Below are 20,938 nucleotides of genomic sequence, written 5' to 3'. Positions count from 1 at the left end.
ATGCTGAAAGACGAAGACCGCATCTTTACCAATCTCTACGGGATGCATGACCGGAGCCTCGAGGGCGCGAAATCGCGCGGGCACTGGGACGGCACCGCCGGCATCCTCGCCAAGGGGCGCGAGTGGATCATCGAGCAGATGAAGGCGAGCGGTCTGCGCGGCCGCGGCGGCGCGGGCTTTCCCACCGGCCTCAAATGGTCCTTCATGCCGAAGGAAAGCGACGGGCGGCCCTCGTATCTCGTGGTCAATGCCGACGAATCCGAGCCGGGCACCTGCAAGGACCGCGAGATCATGCGCCATGATCCGCACACCCTGATCGAGGGATGCCTGATCGCCTCCTTCGCGATGAATGCACATGCCTGCTACATCTATATCCGCGGCGAATATATCCGCGAGCGCGAGGCGCTCCAGGCGGCGATCGACGAAGCCTACGACGCCGGCCTCATCGGCCGCAATGCCTGCAAGTCGGGCTGGGATTTCGACCTCTACCTGACGCACGGCGCGGGCGCCTATATCTGCGGCGAGGAAACGGCGCTTCTCGAAAGCCTCGAGGGCAAGAAGGGGATGCCGCGCATGAAGCCGCCCTTCCCGGCGGGCGCGGGCCTTTACGGCTGCCCCACCACGGTCAACAACGTCGAGTCGATCGCGGTCGTGCCGACGATCCTGCGGCGCGGCGCCGAGTGGTTCGCGAGCTTCGGCCGGCAGAACAACGCAGGCACGAAGATCTACGCGATCTCGGGTCACGTGAACAATCCCTGCGTGGTCGAGGATGCGATGTCGATCTCCTTCGAGGAGTTGATCGAGAAACATTGCGGCGGCATCCGCGGGGGGTGGGACAACCTCAAGGCCGTGATCCCCGGCGGCTCTTCGGTGCCCTGCGTGCGCGGCGAGAAGATGAAGGACGCGATCATGGATTTCGACGCGCTGCGGGAGGTTGGGTCGAGCCTCGGTACCGCCGCCGTGATCGTGATGGACAAGGATACCGACATCATCAAGGCGATCTGGCGCCTGTCGAAATTCTACAAGCACGAGAGCTGTGGCCAGTGCACGCCCTGCCGTGAGGGCACGGGCTGGATGATGCGGGTCATGGAGCGGCTGGTGCGCGGCGAGGCCGAAGTCGAGGAGATCGACATGCTTTTCGACGTGACGAAGCAGGTCGAGGGCCACACGATCTGTGCCCTGGGTGACGCGGCGGCGTGGCCCATCCAGGGCCTCATCCGCAACTTCCGCGACGAGATCGAGGATCGCATCAAGCACAAGCGCACCGGCCGCGTGAGCGCCGTGGCAGCGGAGTAGGGCATGGAGCCGTTCGCCCCATATGCGCACGCGATAGCGGCGATGGCCGGCATGGGTCTTCTCACCCTGGTGATGAGCCCGCTCTCGGCGATGAAGAAGTCGCGGCTGGGGCTGGCGCCCGGGTCGGAACCGGCGCCGGATTACACGAGCGCGACCTACCGCTGGCACCGCGCCTATGGCAATGCGGCCGAAAGCACCGGCACCTTCGCGCTGGTCACCGCCGCCGCGATCCTGGCGGGTGGCGGGGCCACGTGGGTCAACTGGCTCGCGTCGCTCTACCTGCTGAGCCGGATCGTGCTCGCGGTCGTGCATGTGCGCGGCATCGGCAAGCCCGACATGAGCGTGCGGTCCTTCATCTACGTATTCGGCTGGCTCATGTCCGTGCTGCTGGCCCTGACCGCGATCATCGCGGCGATCTGAGGGGAACAACGATGCTCAGAAAGACCAGCTTCATCCTTGGCCTTGCCGCCGTGCTCGCCATCTCGGCCTGTGCGAAAACCGGCGACCGCGTGCGCTTTGCCGGCAATTACTATCCCGCCAAGGCCAAGAAGGCCGGCGAACGGCATGTCTTCACCGTCACCGTGCGCCGTGTGAACCAGGGATTGCCGGGCGCGCGCGAGGCGGGACGCTATGCAGGCACGACCTATTGCATCAAGCATTTCGGCGACTCCACCATCGCGTGGAACCCGGGGCCCGACGATCCGGCGGCGCGGATCATCGCTCAGAACGGCAACCTGGTTCTTCGGGGCGTCTGCAACAAATGGTAGCACCCCGAGGGCATATCGGCGGAAAGGCCCACCTGTTATTGCATAACAGCAGGCCGGATCCCCACCTGTGGGTCAACGGGGGGGCGCATTGCGTCGCCCCGCGACGCTTGGGTAAAAGGAGACCGATATGCGTATGATCCAGACTTTCACACTCAGCCTCGCGCTCGTCGCGGGGTCCATGGGCGCCGTTTCGGCCAAGGCGGGGTTGCAGAACGAGAAAGACATCAACGCGGGGCTTCTGGCCGTGGCCGCCGCGGACAAGATCCGCCGCGAATGCGACAGCATCGGGGGCCGGTTCTTCACCGCCCGTGCCTATGCCAACCAGCTCAAGGCCATGGCCAAGGAGCGTGGATACACCGATGCCGAGATCGACGCCTACGTGAACAGCAAGGCCAACCAGCGGGCGATGCGGGAACGCCGCAACGCCTATTTCAAGTCCAAGGGCGCGAGCAACCTGGACGCACAGAGCCTGTGCGTGCTGGGCCGCGCGGAAATGTCCAAGAAGAGCGCCATAGGGGTTCTTCTCAAAGCGAAGTGAATGCCAATGTCCGACACGCGCAAGATCATCATCGACGGCAACGAAATCGAGGTGGACGGGGCGATGACCCTGATCCAGGCTTGTGAGGAGGCGGGGATCGAGATTCCCCGCTTCTGCTATCACGAGCGCCTCTCGATCGCGGGCAACTGCCGCATGTGCCTGGTCGAGGTGGTGGGTGGCCCGCCGAAGCCGGCCGCAAGCTGCGCGATGCAGGTCCGCGATCTGCGCCCCGGACCCGAAGGACAGCCCCCGCAGGTCCGCACCAACAGCCCGATGGTCAAGAAGGCGCGCGAGGGGGTGATGGAGTTCCTGCTCATCAACCACCCGCTCGACTGCCCGATCTGCGACCAGGGCGGCGAATGCGATCTCCAGGACCAGGCGATGGCCTACGGCGTGGATTTCTCGCGCTACCGCGAGCCGAAACGCGCCGTCGAGGATCTCGATCTCGGCCCGCTGGTCGAGACGCACATGACGCGCTGCATCTCCTGCACGCGCTGCGTGCGCTTCACCACCGAGGTGGCGGGTATTCACCAGATGGGCCAGACCGGCCGCGGCGAGGATGCCGAGATCACGACGTATCTCTCGGGCACGCTCGATTCGAACCTGCAGGGCAACATCATCGACCTCTGCCCCGTGGGTGCGCTGGTCTCGAAGCCATATGCCTTCACCGCCCGGCCGTGGGAATTGACCAAGACCGAGTCGATCGACGTGATGGATGCGCTCGGGTCGAGCATCCGGGTGGACTGCAAGGGCCGCGAGGTCATGCGCTTCCTGCCGGTGAACCATGACGGTGTGAACGAGGAATGGATTTCCGACAAGACGCGCTTCGTCTGGGACGGCCTGCGCCGGCAACGGCTCGACCGGCCCTATATCCGCGAAAACGGCAAGCTGCGACCCGCGACATGGCCCGAGGCGCTGGCGCGGACCGCCGAGGCGCTGAAGGGTGCGTCGAAACCCGTGGGCCTCGTGGGCGACCTGGCCCCGGTCGAGGCGGCCTTCGCGCTCAAGCAGCTGATCGAGGGCCAGGGCGGCGTGGTGGAATGCCGCACCGACGGCGCCCGGCTTCCGGCCGGCAACCGCTCGGCCTATGTGGGCAACGCGCGGATCGAGGAGATCGACGACGCGATGTTCATCCAGATCATCGGCTCGAACCCGCGCGACGAGGCGCCGGTGCTGAACGCCCGCATCCGCAAGGCCTGGACCCGCGGCGCGCAGGTGGGCCTCGTCGGAGAGGCGGTGGACCTGACCTATGACTACACCCATGTCGGGACCGACAGGGACGCGCTCGACAGCATCGTCGGGATGAGCCACGACGAGGTGAAGGACAAGCCCAGCATCGTGATCGTGGGGCAGGGCGCGCTGACCGAGGCGGATGGCGAAGCGGTGCTCGCCGCGGCCATGAAGCTCGCCACCGAGACCGATTCGAAGCTTCTGGTGCTCCACACGGCGGCGTCCCGTGTCGGCGCGATGGATGCCGGTTGCGTCACCGAGGGCGGCATGAACGCCGCGATGGAGGGCGCGGATGTCATCTACAATCTCGGCGCGGACGAGATCGATATCGGCGATGGTCCCTTCGTGATCTACCAGGGCAGCCATGGCGACCGCGGCGCGCACCGCGCCGACGTGATCCTGCCCGGCGCGGCCTATACCGAGGAGCAGGGCGTGTTCGTCAATACCGAGGGCCGCCCGCAACTGGCCCTTCGCGCCAGCTTCGCGCCGGGCGACGCCAAGGAGAACTGGGCCATCCTCCGCGCGCTCTCGGGCGAAATGGACGCGACACTGCCCTATGACAGCCTCGCGCAGCTGCGTCAGGCGCTCGTGACCGAGGTGCCGCACCTGGCCCGGATCAACGAGGTGCCCGAGAACGAGTGGCAGCCGCTCGCGCCCGGCAAGCTCGGCAAGGGCAGCGCCACGTTCCGCAACGCGATCGCCGATTTCTACCTCACCAACCCCATCGCCCGGGCGAGCCAGCTCATGGCCGAGCTCAGCGCCAACGCCCGCGCCCGCACCGAGAAGCCGGTCGCGGCGGAATGACGATGAAGACTATCGCTTCATCAATACTCGGTGCGTTTGCCATTCTTGTGGTTTCCGGCTGTGCTTCGCAGGTGATGGAAGGCTATGTGGGCAAGTCAATTACTGCCCCTATGCTGGATTACGGGAAACCTACATCGGTGTTCGACTTGCCGGATGGCCGTCGCGCGTTCCAATGGCGCATTGACGAGAGTGGTTATATCCCCATGTCGAATCCATCGACCACCAGTCTCTACGGTGCAAATGGTTGGACATCGGTCACTACTACTTCGACGGACTATGTGCCCTACAGCCAAAGCTGCCTTTATACATTGTTCGGAAAGCCAAAAGGCAAAGACTGGATTGTTGTGGGTTTCAAAAAGCCTAGCTGGGTGTGCGAGTGAATGTGAGAAACACCATATCGTTTCTCGCCGCGCTGGCGGGGCTTTCCGCGTGCGAGGCCGGAAGCGGCGAGGAGGTGACGCGGTTCGCACCCGAATACGAGGGTGTCGAGACGCGACTGCTCGACGGGGATCTGGTGAATTTCCACGTGCAGATGCGCGGCGCACGCGATACGGGTGACATCGACCGCTACGCCGCCTGTGCCGCGGCGCAATATGCTCTTATCCGCGGCTACGGATTCGCGCGTCATGTGCGCACGAATGTCGAGGAAGAGGGTGGCGTCTGGCGCGGTGATGCGGTTTATACGATCTCGGCGGCGCTTCCGCGCGGCCTGAAGACAATCGACGCCGAAGTCGTCGCCGCCGACTGCGCGGAACAGGGAATACCGATGGTATGAGGGACTCATGGGAGAATTTCTGACAACGCCGCTCGGCACATTCGTGATCATCCTCGCGCAGTGTCTCGCGGTGCTGGGCTTCGTGATGATAAGCCTGCTGTTCCTCGTCTATGGCGACCGCAAGATCTGGGCCGCCGTGCAGATGCGCCGCGGGCCCAATGTCGTGGGCACCTGGGGCATCCTGCAATCGGTGGCCGACGCGTTGAAATACGTTCTCAAGGAGGTCGTGATTCCCGCGGGCGCCGACCGCACCGTCTTCATGCTCGCGCCGATGCTGAGCTTCGTGCTGGCCGTCGTCGCCTGGGCCGTCATTCCGTTCGCCGATGGCTGGGTGCTGGCCGATATCAACGTGGCGATCCTCTATGTCTTCGCCATGTCCTCGCTCGAGGTCTACGGCGTGATCATGGGTGGCTGGGCGTCGAACTCGAAATATCCCTTTCTGGGTTCGCTGCGCTCGGCGGCACAGATGATCTCCTACGAGGTGTCCATCGGTCTCATCATCATCGGCGTGGTGATCTCGACCGGAAGCCTCAATTTCGGCGATATCGTCGCGGCGCAGGATGGCGACTGGGGCATGTTCAACTGGTATTGGCTGCCGCATCTCCCGATGGTGTTCCTCTTCTTCATCTCGTGCCTGGCCGAGACGAACCGCCCGCCCTTCGACCTGCCCGAAGCGGAATCGGAACTGGTGGCCGGCTACCAGGTGGAATACTCCTCGACCCCGTTCCTGCTGTTCATGGCGGGCGAGTACATCGCGATCCTGCTCATGTGCGCGCTCACGTCGCTGCTGTTCTTCGGCGGCTGGCTGAGCCCCATTCCGGGCCTGCCCGACGGCGCGTTCTGGATGATCGCGAAGATGGGCTTCTTCTTCTTCCTCTTCGCGATGGTGAAGGCGATCACGCCGCGCTACCGCTACGATCAGCTCATGCGCATCGGCTGGAAGGTGTTCCTGCCGCTGTCGCTGGGCTGGGTGGTGATCGTGTCGTTCCTCGCGAAATTCGAAGTGCTCGGGGGCTTCTGGGCCCGCTGGGCGATTGGAGGCTGACCATGGCGAATATCGACTACGGACGCGCGGTGGGATATTTCCTGCTCAGCGATGTGTGGAAAGGCTTGGGCCTTGGTCTCAAGTATTTCTTCGCGCCCAAGAAAACCGTGAACTATCCGCACGAGAAAGGGCCGCTTTCCCCCCGCTTCCGGGGTGAGCACGCGCTCAGGCGCTATCCCAATGGCGAGGAACGGTGCATCGCCTGCAAGCTCTGCGAGGCGATCTGCCCCGCGCAGGCCATCACGATCGACGCCGAGCCGCGCGACGATGGCTCGCGCCGCACCACGCGCTACGACATCGACATGACCAAGTGCATCTATTGCGGCTTCTGCCAGGAGGCGTGCCCGGTGGATGCGATCGTCGAAGGCCCGAATTTCGAGTTCGCGACCGAAACGCGGGAAGAGTTGTTTTACGACAAGGCCAAGCTCCTGGCCAACGGCGACCGCTGGGAGGCCGAGATCGCCCGCAACCTCGAGATGGACGCACCCTACAGATGACCGATCCGAAAAACCCGTTCGAACAGATGATGGCGCAGGCGCAGGAAATGGCGAAAGCCTTCAATCCCGCGCTCGAGTCGTTCTCGCCCAAGGGGTTCGAGAAACTGTGGCCGACCATGCCCAAAGAGGTCATGGAAATGTCCTTCGGCAAGGGGATGAGCAAGGATGGGCTTGACGCCAAGACGCGGCTGTTGTTGACCCTCGCGGGGCTGACCATGCTCGGCGCGCAGAGCGACACGCAGATGCGCATGACCGTGCGCCACGCGCTCGAGGCGGGGGCGACGGAGGACGAAATCGCCGAGACCATCGCCCAGATGGCGATGTTCGCCGGCATCCCGTCGATGACCCGCGCCATGGATTACGCGCGTGAGGTGTTCGACGACCGGGACACGAAGGGAGATGACAAATGACCGTCTTCGCATTCTCATTCTATCTCTTCGCGATCTGCGTCGTGACCGGCGGGCTTTTCACGGTGATCAGCCGCAACCCGGTGCACTCGGTCCTGTGGCTGATCCTCTCGTTCCTGAGCGCGGCCGGCCTCTTCGTGCTCCTGGGGGCCGAGTTCGTGGCCATGCTCCTCATCATCGTCTACGTGGGCGCGGTGGCGGTTCTCTTCCTCTTCGTCGTGATGATGCTCGACGTGGATTTCGCCGAGCTGAAGGCGGAGATGGCGAAATACATGCCGCTCGCGCTGCTGATCGGCGTGGTGCTCCTGATGCAGCTCGGGCTTGCCTATGGCGCGTGGGAATTCGGCGAGGGTGCCGAGGCGGCGCGTGCCGCGCCCCGGCCGGAGGACAGCCACAACACGGCGGCGCTCGGCCTTCTGCTCTATGACAAGTATATCCTGCTCTTCCAGCTTGCGGGTCTCATCCTGCTGGTGGCGATGGTGGGGGCCATCTCGCTCACGCTGCGTCACCGCACCGACATCAAGCGCCAGAACGTGCTGGCGCAGATGTATCGCGATCCGGCAAAGGCGATGGAGCTCAAGGACGTGAAGCCGGGGCAGGGGCTTTGAAACGCGTCCCGGACGTGATCCGGGACCTCGCTCCGCGGGGGCGACGACATGAACCAAGGGGCCCCGCGTCGAACGCGGGGCACGATGCCAGGAAAGTCGGGCTACAGACCCGGAGGGACGGACGACATGATCGGACTTGAACATTACCTGACGGTGGCGGCGGCGCTCTTCGTCATCGGTGTCTTCGGGCTCTTTCTCAACCGCAAGAACGTCATCATCCTCTTGATGTCGATCGAACTGATGCTGCTCTCGGTCAACATCAACCTCGTCGCGTTCTCCAGCTACCTCGACGACATGGTGGGTCAGGTCTTCACGCTCTTCGTGCTGACCGTGGCCGCGGCCGAGGCCGCTGTCGGCCTCGCGATCCTCGTGTGTTTCTTCCGCAACCGCGGCACCATCGCGGTCGAAGACGTGAACGTGATGAAAGGCTGAGCCAGATGATTTTCAAGACGATCCTCTTCGCGCCTCTCATCGGGGCGATCATCGCGGGCTTCGGCTGGCGGCTCATCGGCGACAAGGGCGCGCAATGGGTCAGCACGGGGCTGCTCTTCCTGGCCTGCCTGCTGAGCTGGGTCGTGTTCCTCCAGGGCGCGCAGTCGGACGACCCGGTCCATGTTCTGACCTGGATCCAGTCAGGCAGCCTCGACACCGCGTGGTCGATCCGCGTGGACCGGCTCACCACGATCATGCTCATCGTCGTCACGACCGTCTCGGCGCTCGTCCATCTCTACTCGATGGGTTACATGGCGCATGACGAGAATTTCGGCGAGAACGAGAGCTACCGGCCGCGTTTCTTCGCCTACCTGTCCTTCTTTACCTTCGCGATGCTGATGCTGGTGACGGCCGACAACCTCGCGCAGATGTTCTTCGGATGGGAGGGCGTGGGCCTCGCTTCGTATCTGCTGATCGGGTTCTACTTCCGCAAACCTTCGGCCAACGCCGCGGCGATGAAGGCCTTCATCGTGAACAGGGTGGGGGATTTCGGCTTTGTCCTCGGCATTGTCGCGCTCTTCTACCTGACGGATTCGATCCGCTTCGACGACATATTCGCGGCCGCCCCCGAGCTTGCCGAGACGCAGCTCACCTTCCTCTGGACAAGCTGGAACGCCGCGAACCTCATCGCCTTCCTTCTCTTCGTGGGCGCGATGGGCAAGTCGGCGCAACTTTTCCTGCACACCTGGCTTCCCGACGCCATGGAAGGCCCGACGCCGGTGTCGGCACTCATCCACGCGGCCACGATGGTCACGGCCGGCGTGTTCCTCGTCTGCCGCATGTCGCCGCTCATGGAATACGCGCCCGAGGCCATGGCCGTGGTCGTCTTCATCGGTGCCACCACCGCGTTCTTCGCCGCGACCGTGGGTCTCGTGCAGAACGACATCAAACGCGTGATCGCCTATTCGACCTGTTCGCAGCTCGGCTACATGTTCGTGGCGGCGGGCGTCGGTGTCTACTCGGTGGCGATGTTCCACCTGCTGACGCATGCGTTCTTCAAGGCGATGCTCTTTCTCGGCGCAGGCTCGGTCATCCACGGGATGCACCACGAACAGGACATGCGGAACTATGGCGGCTTGCGCAAGAAGATGCCCTATACCTTCTGGGCCATGCTGATCGGCACGCTGGCCATCACCGGCGTGGGCATTCCGCTGACCCATATCGGCTTTGCGGGGTTCCTTTCCAAGGACGCCGTGATCGAGAGCGCCTGGGCCGGGACGCAAGGGGGCTATGCCTTCTGGATGCTCGTCATCGCGGCGCTGCTCACTTCGTTCTACAGCTGGCGGCTCATGTTCCTGACCTTCTGGGGAAGCCCGCGCGGCGACGCGCACACCCACGAGCACGCGCATGAATCGCCGATGGTGATGCTGGTGCCGCTCGGCGTGCTGGCACTGGGCGCGATCTTCTCGGGCATGATCTGGTACGGCAGCTTCTTCGGGGATCACAACAGGGTAAACGCCTTCTTCGGCATCCCCACCCATGCCGAGGCATCGGATCACGCCGACGAGGCGGCGCAAACCGACGACGCCGGCCATGGCGAGGGTGTCGTCGCGGCGGGCGAGGAACTGGCCGAGGGCGATCTCGAGGCGGCGGGCGACGCGCTCGTCAAGGATGTCGTCACGGGTGACGAGGCCACCGGCGCGGGCGAGGCTCATGACGAGGCCGAGGCCGTCCAGGCGACGACCATCGGCGGCGAAGCGCCGCAGGGGGCCATCTTCATGGGACCGGACAACCATGTCCTGGACGACGCGCATCACGCGCCGATCTGGGTCAAGGTCGCGCCCTTCGTGGCGATGCTGATCGGGCTGGTGACGGCCTATGTCTTCTATATCGTGAACCCGACGATCCCCGGTCGGCTCGCGGCGAACCAGCGGCCGCTCTACAACTTCCTCCTCAACAAGTGGTATTTCGACGAGGTCTATGACGTCCTCTTTGTGCGATCCGCCAAGGGTCTCGGCCGCCTCCTGTGGCGCCGTGGCGATGGCAGCGTGATCGACGGCACCATCAACGGGGTGGCCATGGGCATCGTGCCCTTCTTCACCCGCCTCGCGGGCCGGGCACAGTCGGGCTACATCTTCACTTACGCATTCGCCATGGTGATCGGGATCGCGGTTCTCATCACCTGGGTTACGATCGGCGGGGGGGCCGAATGATGTCGAACGTTCTCTCGCTCACCACGTTCATTCCGCTCATTGCGGCAGCGATCCTCGCAGTCTTCCTGCGCGGCGAGGACGAATTCGCGCAGCGCGCCGCGAAATGGGTGGCGCTCGTCGCCACGGTGCTGACCTTCCTCGTCTCGATCGCGATCCTCGTGCAGTTCGATCCCGCGAATCCCGACTTCCAGATGGTCGAGGAGGCCGCGTGGCTTCTCGACATCAAGTACAAGATGGGCGTCGACGGTATCTCGATCCTCTTCGTGATGCTGACCACCTTCATGATGCCGCTGACAATCGCCGCATCATGGGGCGTGAAGACCCGCGTCAAGGAATACATGATCGCCTTCCTGGTGCTCGAGACGCTGATGCTGGGCGTGTTCATGGCGCTCGATCTCGTGCTCTTCTACCTCTTCTTCGAGGCAGGGCTCATCCCGATGTTCCTCATCATCGGCATCTGGGGCGGCAAGGAGCGGATCTACGCCTCGTTCAAGTTTTTCCTCTACACCTTCCTCGGCTCGGTGCTGATGCTGGTGGCGATGGTGGCGATGTATGCGGATGCGGGCACGACCGACATCACGCTGCTCATGCAGCATCAATTCGCTGCCGAAAGCTTCCCGCTTCTGGGGGTGCAGATCGTGGGCGGGATGCAGACGCTTCTCTTCCTCGCCTTCTTCGCCAGCTTCGCGGTCAAGATGCCCATGTGGCCGGTCCATACCTGGCTTCCGGACGCGCATGTGCAGGCGCCCACGGCGGGCTCGGTCGTGCTGGCCGCGATCCTGCTCAAGATGGGCGGCTACGGCTTCCTGCGCTTCTCGCTGCCGATGTTCCCCGTGGGCGCGGACGTGATGACGCCGCTCGTGCTCTGGATGTCGGCCATCGCCATCGTCTACACCTCGCTCGTGGCACTGGCGCAGGAGGACATGAAGAAGCTCATCGCCTATTCCTCGGTGGCTCACATGGGCTACGTCACCATGGGTATCTTCGCCGCGAACCAGCAGGGCATCGACGGCGCCATCTTCCAGATGATCAGCCACGGCTTCATCTCCGGCGCGCTCTTCCTCTGCGTGGGCGTGATCTACGACCGGATGCACACGCGCGAGATCGACGCCTATGGCGGGCTCGTGAACCGGATGCCGGCCTATGCGCTCATCTTCATGCTGTTCACCATGGCCAATGTGGGCCTGCCCGGCACGTCGGGCTTCATCGGGGAATTCCTGACGCTGATGGGGATCTTCCAGGTCAACACCTGGGTGGCCGTGGTGGCCGCGTCCGGCGTCATCCTGAGCGCCGCCTACGCGCTCTGGCTCTATCGCCGCGTGGTGATGGGCGAGCTTCTGAAGGAGAGCCTCAAGTCGATCTCCGACATGGGCGGGCGCGAGCGCGCGATCTTCGCACCGCTCGTCGTGATGACGCTCCTGCTCGGGGTCTATCCCAGCTTGGTGACCGACATCATCGGCCCCTCGGTCGAGAACCTCATCGCAAATTACGACACGGCGCGCGCCGCCGCCGAGGCCGCGACGCAACATGCCGCCGCCGCCGCATCGCAATAAGGGAACGCAAAGATGATCCAGGCCGATCTGAATGTCATGCTGCCCGAGATAATCCTCGCGATCTATGCGATGCTGGGCCTCTTGGGCGCGGTCTATACCGGGCGCGACAAGATGGCGGGGATGCTGGTCTGGCTGACCGCCGCGCTGATGCTGGCGCTCGCCTTCTACATCTCGTCCCTCGGCGGCACGAGGACCGCCTTCGACGGCATGATCGTCGATGACGGCTTCGCCCGCTTCGCCAAGATCACCGTCCTTTTGAGCGCCGCCGCCATCCTCGTCATGAGCCAGGAATACATGGCGCGCCGCGGGTTGCTGAAATTCGAGTTCCCGATGATCGTCACGCTTGCCGCCGTGGGGATGATGGTGATGGTCAGCGCGGGCGATCTCATGGCGCTCTACGTGGGGCTCGAGCTTCAGTCGCTCGCGCTCTACGTCGTGGCTGCGCTGCGCCGTGACAGCGTCAAGTCGACCGAGGCGGGGCTCAAGTATTTCGTGCTGGGCTCGCTCAGTTCGGGGCTGCTGCTCTATGGTGCGTCGCTGGTCTACGGCTACACCGGCACGACGTCCTTCGCGGGCATCATCGCCGCGGCCGAGGGCCAGGCGTCGCTCGGGCTGCTCCTTGGGCTCGTCTTCGTGCTCTCGGGCATGGCCTTCAAGATCTCGGCAGTGCCCTTCCACATGTGGACGCCGGACGTCTACGAAGGTGCGCCGACGCCCGTCACCGCCTTCTTCGCCACGGCGCCCAAGATGGCCGCCATGGCGCTTTTCGCCCGCGTGGTCTTCGACGCGTTCGGCGGAGTGGTGCAGGACTGGCAGCAGATCGTGGCGCTCTTGGCGGTGCTCTCGATGTTCCTGGGCGCGATCGCCGGGATCGGCCAGACCGACATCAAGCGCCTCATGGCCTATTCGTCGATCGCGCATATGGGCTATGCGCTGATGGGGCTCGCGGCGGGGACCGAGCTCGGCGTGCAGGCGATGCTGATCTACATGGCGATCTACGTCACGATGAGCGTGGGCGCCTTCGCCTTCATCCTGTCGATGCAGCGCGACGGGCAGCCCGTGACCGACATCATGAGCCTCAACATGTATGCGCGCAACAATCCCACACGGGCGCTCTCGATGCTGATCCTCCTCTTCAGCCTTGCCGGGGTGCCACCGTTCCTCGGGTTCTTCGCCAAGTTCTACGTGCTGCGCGCGGCCTATGAGGGCGGGCTGGCCTGGCTTGCCGTGGCCGGTGTCGTCGCGTCCGTCATCGGCGCGTTCTATTACCTGCGCATCGTCTTCTACATGTATTTCGGCCAGGAGCGCGAGCCGCTCGACCGGCCGCAATCGCCGGTGCTCTGGGGGTTTCTCGTGGCAAGCGCAGGGGTGATGGTCGTGGGCATCGTGTTCCTGTTCGGCATCGAAAGCGTGGCGCAGGCGGCGGCGGCGACGCTGCTCAAGTGACCGGATGCGCTCCGAAACCCGCCGGCGCGTCATTCGGGGCGCGCCGGTTTCTCACTCCGCCTCCGGCGGGGATATTTTCGGCAAGATGAAGGACTGGCCCGAGGGATATGGCCGGCGCGTGCTGGACGAGGTGGACAGCACAAATGCCGAGGCTCTGCGCCGCGCGCCCGAGCTCCGGGGTCCCGAATGGATCCTCGCGCGTCGACAGACGGCGGGACGGGGGCGGCGCGGACGGGCCTGGGCAGATCCCGAGGGCAATTTCGCGGCCACGCTTCTCCTGCATCCGGGCGAGCCGCCCGAGAGGCTCGCGCTGCGCTCCTTCGTGGCGTCGCTGGCGCTGTTCGACGCCGTGGTCGCGGCCACCGGGCGCGCGGCGGGGCTTGCGCTCAAATGGCCGAACGATGTGGTGCTGAACGGCGGCAAGCTGGCCGGTATCCTGCTCGAAAGCGCCGGGCAGGGCGGGCGCCCGGTTCATCTTGCCATCGGCTTCGGCGTCAACCTCGTGGCCGCGCCCGATCCCGCGACGCTCGAACCGGGGGCGGTCGGGGCGGTCTCGCTCATGTCGGCCACGGGTGCCGACGTGGCGCCCGAGACGTTCCTGTCACTTCTCGCGCCCGCCTACGCGCGCTACGAGGCGCAGTTCACGACCTACGGTTTCCCGCCCATCCGCGACGCGTGGCTCGACCGGGCGGCGCGTCTGGGCGAGGCGGTGACTGCCCGGACCATGACCGAGGAGATCACCGGCACGTTCGACACGGTCGATGCCAACGGGAATCTCGTTCTATCCACCCCGCAGGGGCGGCGCGCGATCCCCGCCGCCGACATATTCTTCTAGGTAAAAAAGGACGGAGGGCGCCCCATGCTCCTGGCCATCGATTGCGGAAATACCAATACCGTCTTCTCGATCTGGGACGGCACGCGGTTTCTCTGCACGCTGCGGACCTCGACCCACCACGCACGCACTGCGGATGCCTATTTCACCTGGTATTCGACGCTGGTGAAACATTACGGGATCGAGGTCGACATCACCGATGTCATCATCTCCTCGACCGTGCCGCGCGTGGTCTTCAACCTGCGCGTCTTCGCCGACCGCTTCTTCGGTTGTCGCCCGATGGTCGTGGGCAAGCCCGATTGCGCGCTGCCCGTCGACCCGCGGGTCGACCCCGGCACGAATGTCGGGCCCGACCGGCTCGTCAACACGGCGGGGGCCTTCGATCGGCATGGCGGCGATCTGATCGTGGTCGATTTCGGCACCGCGACCACCTTCGACGTGGTCGCCTCGGACGGCGCATATGTGGGGGGCGTCATCGCGCCCGGGGTCAATCTCAGCCTCGAGGCGCTGCACCAGGCGGCGGCCGCCCTGCCGCATGTGGACGTGACCAAGCCCGAGCGCGTGATCGGCACCAATACCGTCGCGTGCATGCAATCGGGCGTCTTCTGGGGCTACGTGGGGCTCGTGAACGGCATCTCGGAGCGTATTCGTGACGAATATGGCGCGCCGATGCAGGTGATCGGGACCGGCGGACTCGCCCCCTTGTTCGCGCAGGGCGGGCTGCTATTTGACGTGATCGAAGACGATCTGACCATGCATGGGCTGACGGTGATCCATGCGCATAACAAGATGAAAGGCTGAAAGCCACATGAGCAGCGAAAGACTGATCTATCTGCCCCTCGGCGGTGCGGGCGAAATCGGCATGAACGCCTATGTTTACGGATACGGAAAGCCGGGGCAGGAACGCCTGATCCTCGTCGACCTGGGCGTGACCTTTCCGGACATGGACACGACGCCCGGCGTCGATCTCATCCTGCCCGACATAAGCTGGCTGGCCGAGCGGCGCGACCGGCTGGACGCGATCTTCGTCACGCACGCGCACGAGGACCACGTGGGCGCCGTGGCGCATTTCTATGACCGTCTCGGCGCGCCGATCTTTGCCCGCGCCTTCACCGCCAACATCGCGCGGCGCAAGATGGAGGAGCACGGCCATCCCCCCCGCGCGGTCGAAACCGTGTCGCCCTGGCCCGAGATGACGCAGGCCGGACCGTTCTCGGTGGGCTTCGTGCCGATTTCGCACTCCATCCCCGAAAGCTCGGGCCTCGTGATAGACACGCCCGCAGGCCGCGTGGTGCATTCGGGCGATTTCAAGATCGACATGACCCCCCTGGTGGGCGAACCGTTCGACCGTGATCTCTGGGCCGAGATCGCGAAGCCCGGCGTGCGGGCGCTCGTCTGCGACAGCACCAACGTGATGAGCCTGCACCAGGGACGCTCGGAGGCGACCGTCGGCCCCGAAATCGAGCGGCTGATCGGAACGGCCAAGGGCGTCTTCGTGGCCACCACCTTCGCCAGCAACGTCGCGCGCGTTCTTACCCTCGCCGAAGCCGGTGAGCGGGCAGGGCGGTCGGTCTGCCTTTTGGGACGCGCGATGCGGCGGATGATCGAGGCGGCGGTCGAGACAGGTGTGCTCAAGTCCTTCCCGCCCGTCATCAGCCCGGAAGAGGCCCGCGACGTCCCGCGCGAGAACCTGATGCTCATCGTGACCGGAAGCCAGGGCGAGCGCCGCGCCGCGAGCGCTCAGCTAGCCAACGGTAAATACCAGGGAATCACCCTGACCGAGGGCGACATGTTCCTTTTCTCGTCCAAGACCATCCCCGGCAACGAGCGTGGCGTGCTGCGCATCGTCAACGCCCTGAGCGAGAAAGGGGTCGATGTGATCGACGATGGCTCGGGCCTCTACCATGTCTCGGGCCATGCCAACCGCCCCGACCTCGAGGAGATGCACGAGATCCTGCGCCCCGACATCCTCGTGCCGATGCACGGCGAGCACCGGCACCTGCGCGAACACGTGAAGCTTGCCGGGCAGCGCAGGATCCGGGGTGTCCTCGCCGTGAACGGCACGATGGTCGACCTTTCGGCCGAGCCGCCGCAGGTCGCCGAGTATGTCGAGACAGGGCGGACCTATCTCGACGGGACGGTGAAATACGGCGCGCTCGATGGCGTGGTGCGCGACCGCATCCGCATGGCGCTCAACGGGCACGTGATGGTGAACATCATCCTCGACGAGGAGGACGAGCCGCTGGGCGAGCCGTGGTGCGAAGCACGGGGACTGGCGGAAACGGGCCTGAGCCGCGCTCCGCTGGTCGACGTGCTCGAGGAGGACCTCAACCAGTTCCTGGGCCGGGCCGACGACAAGACACTCGCCGATGACGACAAGCTCGAGGACGCGATGCGCCGCATCGTGCGCCAGACGGCGCAGAACGAGATCGGCAAGAAACCCGAGGTGACGGTGGTGATCAGCCGTTTGAGCTAACTCCGGATTCACGGCGGACTTGTCAGGTGACATGAATTGCGGTCCACTTCGGAGAAACGAAGGGAGAGTATCATGGGCCTGACAACCTGCCGGGAATGCAACAGAGAGGTCTCCGACGCTGCGGAAACTTGTCCTCATTGCGGGGTGCGTAACCCATCGCGAACGGGATACTGGGGGACCACCATAGCCAAAATCCTCGGTGGAGCGGCAGGCGTATTCGCGGTTCTGGTAGTTGTGGGTTACATCATGGGCGGGGCCGGCAGCACGTGTAAGGTAATCTCGGTGCAGAATTCCGAGGACGCGTTTATCGTGAACGGTGAGTTGGATTACGGCATCGTGACGCGGGCGGTTGTCGCGCTTGACGGGCGGGGTCGCGAGGTGACGATCGAAGCGCGGCTCGAAACCAACGAGGGCGATTTCACCAAGGTGCAGCGGATCAATGTTTCGGAAAACGGACAGCGCGAAGTGCAGGTCCAGTTCCCCGAACCCACAATCGCCGCGAATATCGTGCGCAGTGTAGTGACTTGCCGCTGACGAGACAGCACCAGACGCGCGACCGTTCGATCCCGCACCGACCAGGCGGCGGCGGGCATTGCAATATCCGGCCGGATCAGCCGGCCCTGCGCTCTTCGAAGCTGAGGGCGATGAAGCTGGGCAGGTGATCGCCCATGCCGACGACCTTGTCGCCGCCGCCGTTGCCACCGCCCGAGCGGCCACGTCCGCCGCGGCTGCGCGAGCGCGAGGATTTACCCTCTTGTTGCTGCTCGCCGTCGTCCGAGGCGTGGCGGGGCTCGTCGCGCGGCTCCCGCTTCTGCGCGTCGCGCGCGGGTTTGGGATCGGCGGAGGCGCTCGTTTCCGCGGCTGCCTCCGGCGCCGCACTCTCATGCGCGGTCTCGGTGGCCTTCTCTCCCGCGGGTTTGCGGCGGCTGCGGCTGCGGCGTGGCTTGGCGGGGGCAGTATCGGCGGTCTCGGCTTCCGGCGCCGCCTCGACGCTCTCGCCCAGCGGATTCGGCAGGCGCGGGATGTCCTTCTGGATCAGCGCCTCGATCGCGGCCATGTTCTTCTCGTCCTTCGGCACGCAGATCATCAGCGTCTTGCCCTGGCGCCCGGCACGGCCCGTCCGCCCGATGCGGTGCACGTAATCCTCCGCATGGCTGGGCACGTCGAAGTTGAACACGTGGCTCACCGCCGGCACATCGAGGCCGCGCGCGGCCACGTCCGACGCCACGAGGAACTTCAACTCGCCCTTGCGGAACTGGTCGAGGGTGCGCGTGCGCTGGCTCTGGTCCAGGTCGCCATGAATCGGCGCGGCGTCATAGCCATATTTCTTGAGGCTCTTCGCCACGATATCCACATCCGTCTTGCGGTTGCAGAAGATGATCGCGTTCGTGCATTTCTCGCCCTCGCCGTCGATCAGCAGCCGCAGGACCTTGCGCTTCTCGCTGGCCTCGCGGTCGCGGCGCGAGGGTTTGAACATGACCACACCCTGCTCGATCGTCTCGGACGCGGTGGCCTGGCGGGCCACCTCGATGCGGGCGGGATTGCTGAGGAAGGTGTTGGTGATCCGCTCGATCTCCGAGGCCATGGTGGCCGAGAAGAAAAGCGTCTGGCGCGTGAAGGGCACGAGGCCGAAGATGCGCTCGATATCGGGGATGAATCCCATGTCGAGCATCCGGTCGGCCTCGTCCACGACCATGACCTTGACGTCCGACAGGATCAGCTTGCCGCGCTCGAAATGATCGAGCAGGCGGCCCGGCGTGGCGATCAGGACATCGACGCCCTTGTCGATGATCTGTTCCTGCTCCTTGAAGCTCACCCCGCCGATCAGCAGCGCCTTGGTTAGTTTGAGATGCTTGGAATAGGTGTCGAAGTTCTCGGCCACCTGCGCGGCCAGTTCCCGCGTGGGGCACAGCACCAGGCTGCGCGGCATCCGTGCGCGGGCGCGGCCGCGGGCGAGGATCGACAGCATCGGAAGCGTGAAGCTCGCGGTCTTGCCGGTGCCGGTCTGGGCGATGCCCAGAACGTCGCGCCCTTCAAGCGCCGGCGGAATGGCACCCGCCTGGATGGGGGTTGGGGTCTCGTATCCGGCCTCGTCGATGGCCTTGAGAACTTTGGGATTCAGATTCAGATCGGAGAATTTTGTCATGTGTATCCGCTTTGTGCGGACACTGCTTCGGCCCGCCGTCTCGATTCGGATCAGGCCCGTCCGGCCCCCGCACACCATCGCGGTATCGATCCAATGGCCCGCCTTTACACGGGTTTTGCCGGTCTGGTCAATGTCCTGAGACATGGAAGCGACAATGCACCTCAGGCGCGACGAATTGTTGCTTATTCCGCAACGGTTCAGGCGTGATCGGGAAAGACCTCGGCGCGCTTCCGGTCAAGGTCGAGATCGACCCGCTGGAGCAGCCCGAATTCCGCGAGCCGCGTACGCAGACCTGGCGTTGCCGTGCAGACCTCGTCGTAGAACCGGCGCAAGGCCTCCTCGCCCCCGTCGGCTTCGAGCATCGAGAACAGCGCGTTCATGTTGAGTCCCGCCCCGTCCGGGCTCGGTGCGGGCTTGAGGTCGGCGCGATAGGAACCCTTCTCGAGCCGGTAGCGATAAGCGCGTTGCCAGTGCTCGAAATCGGGTGCGTGAAGATGGCAGAGCTTCACGCCCTTCAGCACGTCCTCGCGGTCCATCTGGACGCCGTGGATGAAGGCGTTGTGAATGCGGAAATTGACCTTCGGGATGCCGGTGCGCACGAAGACCTTGCCCGCGACGTGGCTAAGGAAGCCACCGTTCAGGTGGATGCCGAACTCGGGATAGATGGCCGCCGTCTGTTCGCGGCGCACGCGCTGCTGGCGGCTGTAGCTCTTGAACCACGTGCCGGGCTCGGGGTCCGGTCCGGGGTTCGCCAGCGCCTCGATCGGCCATACCCGCGCCACCTCGGCATCCGGTTTGAGGCTGTTCAGCTGCTCTCCGATGGGTGTCTCCGGCCACAGAAACTCGTCCACGTCGATATGCGCGAGCCATTCCACGCCCGGCCTGCGGCGATAGCGCTTGGTCGCGTTGCGGGTCTGGCGCGCCTGATGCTTGTCCGGGCGTCCGCCTCGGTTCTCCCAGTAGTCGTCGTCACAGACGATCACCATGACGCGAGGTTGCGTAGCCAGTGCCGCGCGCGCCTCGGGATTGTCCTCGTCAAGATAGATGTGGATGCGGTGAGCTCCGATCGACAGATGATGCGCGACGAAATCGAGTATGGGCCGCGTTTCGGCCCTGACCGTCGAGACGATCCCCCATTTTGCCGGTCTCATGGTCCTGATCCGTCCCGTCCTGCCCCGCGACAGGATGGCGGCGGCGCCCGCGCGGCGCAAGGGGCATCCGCGGCTTGCAACCGGGCCGCGCAGGTTCTATCTCGAAGGCAAGACACGACGGAGGGTGCCAATGGCCATTCTTGCAAGTGACATCGAGGCGATGCTGCGCGAGAGCTTTCCCAACGCGCAGATCAGCGTGCAGGGCGATGACGGCGCGCATTTCGCCGCCGAGGTCATCGACGAAAGCTTTCGCGGCAAGAACCGCGTGCAGCAGCAACGCGCGGTCTATGCCGCGCTCAAGGGCAAGATGGACGGCTCGAACGGTGAATTGCACGCGCTGGCGCTGACCACGCGGGCGCCTGACTGACGGGTCTCGGGTCATGCGGTTGTCCCGTTCGGGAGCCGCTCCGGCCTTGGGTCGGACCGATGACCGGAAGAAGAGAAAGGAACGATGGAACTTCGATTGATTCTCGCCGCGGTGTTGTCGCCCTTCCTGGTGGCGTTCATCTATGCGGGGTTTCATGAGTACCTTCGGTTCAAATCCGAGGGCCGCGCCGATTACGGACTGCAATATGATGATGAGACCGGCACGACCCACGTGACCTCCATCCCGGAGGATGAAGACGGCTATGACCCCGCGGAGTTCGACCCGCGGGCCGCCAATGCCGATGACGACAAAAGGACCTAGGCGCATTCCAGATGTGTCGGCGCCGGTGCTGCTT

General features: G+C 64.6%; 23 protein-coding genes. 21 read left to right on the top strand and 2 right to left on the bottom strand.

Going from position 1 to position 20,938, the window contains the following annotated elements; all coding sequences use genetic code 11:
- The 19 genes from nuoF (at position 1) to K1T73_RS10945 (ending at position 17,453) form a co-directional block, all read left to right on the top strand.
- Positions 1 to 1,296 (top strand): NADH-quinone oxidoreductase subunit NuoF, encoded by a 1,296-nt coding sequence (nuoF, locus tag K1T73_RS11035; RefSeq protein WP_220600755.1) that lies wholly within the window; start codon positions 1 to 3, stop codon positions 1,294 to 1,296.
- Positions 1,297 to 1,299: 3 nt separating this feature from the next.
- On the top strand, positions 1,300 to 1,716 hold the full coding sequence (locus tag K1T73_RS11030; protein ID WP_220600754.1) for an MAPEG family protein: 417 nt from the start codon (positions 1,300 to 1,302) through the stop codon (positions 1,714 to 1,716).
- Between the two features lie 11 nt (positions 1,717 to 1,727).
- Positions 1,728 to 2,063, top strand: a complete 336-nt coding sequence (locus K1T73_RS11025) for a hypothetical protein (protein ID WP_220600753.1) — start codon at positions 1,728 to 1,730, stop codon at positions 2,061 to 2,063.
- Positions 2,064 to 2,190: 127 nt separating this feature from the next.
- Positions 2,191 to 2,601, top strand: a complete 411-nt coding sequence (locus tag K1T73_RS11020; RefSeq protein ID WP_220600752.1) for a DUF5333 domain-containing protein — start codon at positions 2,191 to 2,193, stop codon at positions 2,599 to 2,601.
- Between the two features lie 6 nt (positions 2,602 to 2,607).
- Positions 2,608 to 4,635 (top strand): NADH-quinone oxidoreductase subunit NuoG, encoded by a 2,028-nt coding sequence (gene nuoG / locus K1T73_RS11015; RefSeq protein ID WP_220600751.1) that lies wholly within the window; start codon positions 2,608 to 2,610, stop codon positions 4,633 to 4,635.
- Positions 4,636 to 4,637: 2 nt separating this feature from the next.
- Positions 4,638 to 5,015 carry a hypothetical protein gene (locus K1T73_RS11010; RefSeq protein WP_259400222.1) on the top strand — a complete coding sequence of 126 codons (378 nt, stop codon included), beginning with the start codon at positions 4,638 to 4,640 and terminating at the stop codon, positions 5,013 to 5,015.
- A gap of 2 nt (positions 5,016 to 5,017) precedes the next feature.
- Positions 5,018 to 5,410: a hypothetical protein gene (locus tag K1T73_RS11005; RefSeq protein ID WP_259400221.1), complete on the top strand. Its 393-nt coding sequence runs from the start codon at positions 5,018 to 5,020 to the stop codon at positions 5,408 to 5,410.
- A gap of 7 nt (positions 5,411 to 5,417) precedes the next feature.
- Positions 5,418 to 6,455 carry an NADH-quinone oxidoreductase subunit NuoH gene (nuoH, locus tag K1T73_RS11000; RefSeq protein WP_220600749.1) on the top strand — a complete coding sequence of 346 codons (1,038 nt, stop codon included), beginning with the start codon at positions 5,418 to 5,420 and terminating at the stop codon, positions 6,453 to 6,455.
- 2 nt (positions 6,456 to 6,457) lie between these two features.
- Entirely contained in the window at positions 6,458 to 6,952 is a 495-nt protein-coding gene (nuoI, locus tag K1T73_RS10995) for an NADH-quinone oxidoreductase subunit NuoI (protein ID WP_220600748.1), read from the top strand.
- On the top strand, positions 6,949 to 7,362 hold the full coding sequence (locus K1T73_RS10990; RefSeq protein ID WP_220600747.1) for a carboxymuconolactone decarboxylase family protein: 414 nt from the start codon (positions 6,949 to 6,951) through the stop codon (positions 7,360 to 7,362). Before nuoI ends, K1T73_RS10990 begins: the two co-directional genes overlap by 4 nt.
- Positions 7,359 to 7,967 carry an NADH-quinone oxidoreductase subunit J gene (locus K1T73_RS10985; RefSeq protein ID WP_220600746.1) on the top strand — a complete coding sequence of 203 codons (609 nt, stop codon included), beginning with the start codon at positions 7,359 to 7,361 and terminating at the stop codon, positions 7,965 to 7,967. Before K1T73_RS10990 ends, K1T73_RS10985 begins: the two co-directional genes overlap by 4 nt.
- A 126-nt stretch (positions 7,968 to 8,093) precedes the next feature.
- Positions 8,094 to 8,399: an NADH-quinone oxidoreductase subunit NuoK gene (nuoK, locus tag K1T73_RS10980; protein ID WP_220600745.1), complete on the top strand. Its 306-nt coding sequence runs from the start codon at positions 8,094 to 8,096 to the stop codon at positions 8,397 to 8,399.
- 5 nt (positions 8,400 to 8,404) lie between these two features.
- Positions 8,405 to 10,612 carry an NADH-quinone oxidoreductase subunit L gene (gene nuoL, locus K1T73_RS10975; RefSeq protein WP_409077703.1) on the top strand — a complete coding sequence of 736 codons (2,208 nt, stop codon included), beginning with the start codon at positions 8,405 to 8,407 and terminating at the stop codon, positions 10,610 to 10,612.
- Complete coding sequence (locus K1T73_RS10970) at positions 10,612 to 12,165, top strand: NADH-quinone oxidoreductase subunit M (RefSeq protein WP_220600744.1); 1,554 nt, start codon at positions 10,612 to 10,614, stop codon at positions 12,163 to 12,165. Before nuoL ends, K1T73_RS10970 begins: the two co-directional genes overlap by 1 nt.
- A 12-nt stretch (positions 12,166 to 12,177) precedes the next feature.
- Positions 12,178 to 13,611, top strand: a complete 1,434-nt coding sequence (gene nuoN / locus K1T73_RS10965; protein ID WP_220600743.1) for an NADH-quinone oxidoreductase subunit NuoN — start codon at positions 12,178 to 12,180, stop codon at positions 13,609 to 13,611.
- 85 nt (positions 13,612 to 13,696) lie between these two features.
- Positions 13,697 to 14,446, top strand: coding sequence for a biotin--[acetyl-CoA-carboxylase] ligase (locus tag K1T73_RS10960; RefSeq protein ID WP_220600742.1), 750 nt, complete (start codon positions 13,697 to 13,699; stop codon positions 14,444 to 14,446).
- Positions 14,447 to 14,470: 24 nt separating this feature from the next.
- Positions 14,471 to 15,244 carry a type III pantothenate kinase gene (locus K1T73_RS10955; protein ID WP_220600741.1) on the top strand — a complete coding sequence of 258 codons (774 nt, stop codon included), beginning with the start codon at positions 14,471 to 14,473 and terminating at the stop codon, positions 15,242 to 15,244.
- Between the two features lie 7 nt (positions 15,245 to 15,251).
- Positions 15,252 to 16,919: a ribonuclease J gene (locus K1T73_RS10950; protein ID WP_220600740.1), complete on the top strand. Its 1,668-nt coding sequence runs from the start codon at positions 15,252 to 15,254 to the stop codon at positions 16,917 to 16,919.
- Positions 16,920 to 16,991: 72 nt separating this feature from the next.
- Positions 16,992 to 17,453, top strand: a complete 462-nt coding sequence (locus K1T73_RS10945) for a hypothetical protein (protein WP_220600739.1) — start codon at positions 16,992 to 16,994, stop codon at positions 17,451 to 17,453.
- Between the two features lie 76 nt (positions 17,454 to 17,529).
- Here the strand turns inward: K1T73_RS10945 and K1T73_RS10940 are convergent, their stop codons facing one another.
- Together K1T73_RS10940 and K1T73_RS10935 are read right to left on the bottom strand one after the other, a co-directional pair.
- A complete protein-coding gene (locus tag K1T73_RS10940; RefSeq protein WP_220600738.1) occupies positions 17,530 to 19,065 on the bottom strand; it encodes a DEAD/DEAH box helicase in 1,536 nt (511 codons plus the stop codon).
- A gap of 197 nt (positions 19,066 to 19,262) precedes the next feature.
- Positions 19,263 to 20,216 (bottom strand): glycosyltransferase family 2 protein, encoded by a 954-nt coding sequence (locus K1T73_RS10935; RefSeq protein ID WP_220600737.1) that lies wholly within the window; start codon positions 20,214 to 20,216, stop codon positions 19,263 to 19,265.
- Between the two features lie 130 nt (positions 20,217 to 20,346).
- Here K1T73_RS10935 and K1T73_RS10930 point away from each other — a divergent pair, with 130 nt between their 5' ends.
- Entirely contained in the window at positions 20,347 to 20,583 is a 237-nt protein-coding gene (locus K1T73_RS10930; RefSeq protein ID WP_220600736.1) for a BolA/IbaG family iron-sulfur metabolism protein, read from the top strand.
- An 84-nt stretch (positions 20,584 to 20,667) separates the two neighbouring features.
- Positions 20,668 to 20,904, top strand: a complete 237-nt coding sequence (locus tag K1T73_RS10925; protein ID WP_220600735.1) for a hypothetical protein — start codon at positions 20,668 to 20,670, stop codon at positions 20,902 to 20,904.
- Positions 20,905 to 20,938 lie beyond the last annotated feature (34 nt).

The sequence above is a fragment of the Roseovarius sp. SCSIO 43702 genome (assembly GCF_019599045.1).
Taxonomy (GTDB): Bacteria; Pseudomonadota; Alphaproteobacteria; order Rhodobacterales; family Rhodobacteraceae; genus Roseovarius.
Note: the sequence above shows the minus strand (reverse complement) of the source record. Positions and strands in the feature narration are given on the sequence as shown.

What these genes read in the sequence shown, in the direction of transcription:
- K1T73_RS10970 (WP_220600744.1), top strand. Translation starts at nt 10,612, where the DNA reads ATGTCGAACGTTCTCTCGCTCACCACGTTCATTCCGCTCATTGCGGCA.
- nuoK (WP_220600745.1), top strand. Translation starts at nt 8,094, where the DNA reads ATGATCGGACTTGAACATTACCTGACGGTGGCGGCGGCGCTCTTCGTC.
- nuoI (WP_220600748.1), top strand. Translation starts at nt 6,458, where the DNA reads ATGGCGAATATCGACTACGGACGCGCGGTGGGATATTTCCTGCTCAGC.
- nuoH (WP_220600749.1), top strand. Translation starts at nt 5,418, where the DNA reads ATGGGAGAATTTCTGACAACGCCGCTCGGCACATTCGTGATCATCCTC.
- K1T73_RS10985 (WP_220600746.1), top strand. Translation starts at nt 7,359, where the DNA reads ATGACCGTCTTCGCATTCTCATTCTATCTCTTCGCGATCTGCGTCGTG.
- K1T73_RS11025 (WP_220600753.1), top strand. Translation starts at nt 1,728, where the DNA reads ATGCTCAGAAAGACCAGCTTCATCCTTGGCCTTGCCGCCGTGCTCGCC.
- K1T73_RS10930 (WP_220600736.1), top strand. Translation starts at nt 20,347, where the DNA reads ATGGCCATTCTTGCAAGTGACATCGAGGCGATGCTGCGCGAGAGCTTT.
- K1T73_RS10940 (WP_220600738.1), bottom strand. Translation starts at nt 19,065, where the DNA reads ATGACAAAATTCTCCGATCTGAATCTGAATCCCAAAGTTCTCAAGGCC.
- K1T73_RS10950 (WP_220600740.1), top strand. Translation starts at nt 15,252, where the DNA reads ATGAGCAGCGAAAGACTGATCTATCTGCCCCTCGGCGGTGCGGGCGAA.
- nuoL (WP_409077703.1), top strand. Translation starts at nt 8,405, where the DNA reads ATGATTTTCAAGACGATCCTCTTCGCGCCTCTCATCGGGGCGATCATC.
- K1T73_RS10990 (WP_220600747.1), top strand. Translation starts at nt 6,949, where the DNA reads ATGACCGATCCGAAAAACCCGTTCGAACAGATGATGGCGCAGGCGCAG.
- nuoF (WP_220600755.1), top strand. Translation starts at nt 1, where the DNA reads ATGCTGAAAGACGAAGACCGCATCTTTACCAATCTCTACGGGATGCAT.
- K1T73_RS11010 (WP_259400222.1), top strand. Translation starts at nt 4,638, where the DNA reads ATGAAGACTATCGCTTCATCAATACTCGGTGCGTTTGCCATTCTTGTG.
- K1T73_RS11030 (WP_220600754.1), top strand. Translation starts at nt 1,300, where the DNA reads ATGGAGCCGTTCGCCCCATATGCGCACGCGATAGCGGCGATGGCCGGC.
- K1T73_RS10925 (WP_220600735.1), top strand. Translation starts at nt 20,668, where the DNA reads ATGGAACTTCGATTGATTCTCGCCGCGGTGTTGTCGCCCTTCCTGGTG.
- K1T73_RS10945 (WP_220600739.1), top strand. Translation starts at nt 16,992, where the DNA reads ATGGGCCTGACAACCTGCCGGGAATGCAACAGAGAGGTCTCCGACGCT.
- K1T73_RS10935 (WP_220600737.1), bottom strand. Translation starts at nt 20,216, where the DNA reads ATGAGACCGGCAAAATGGGGGATCGTCTCGACGGTCAGGGCCGAAACG.
- nuoN (WP_220600743.1), top strand. Translation starts at nt 12,178, where the DNA reads ATGATCCAGGCCGATCTGAATGTCATGCTGCCCGAGATAATCCTCGCG.
- K1T73_RS10960 (WP_220600742.1), top strand. Translation starts at nt 13,697, where the DNA reads ATGAAGGACTGGCCCGAGGGATATGGCCGGCGCGTGCTGGACGAGGTG.
- nuoG (WP_220600751.1), top strand. Translation starts at nt 2,608, where the DNA reads ATGTCCGACACGCGCAAGATCATCATCGACGGCAACGAAATCGAGGTG.
- K1T73_RS10955 (WP_220600741.1), top strand. Translation starts at nt 14,471, where the DNA reads ATGCTCCTGGCCATCGATTGCGGAAATACCAATACCGTCTTCTCGATC.
- K1T73_RS11020 (WP_220600752.1), top strand. Translation starts at nt 2,191, where the DNA reads ATGCGTATGATCCAGACTTTCACACTCAGCCTCGCGCTCGTCGCGGGG.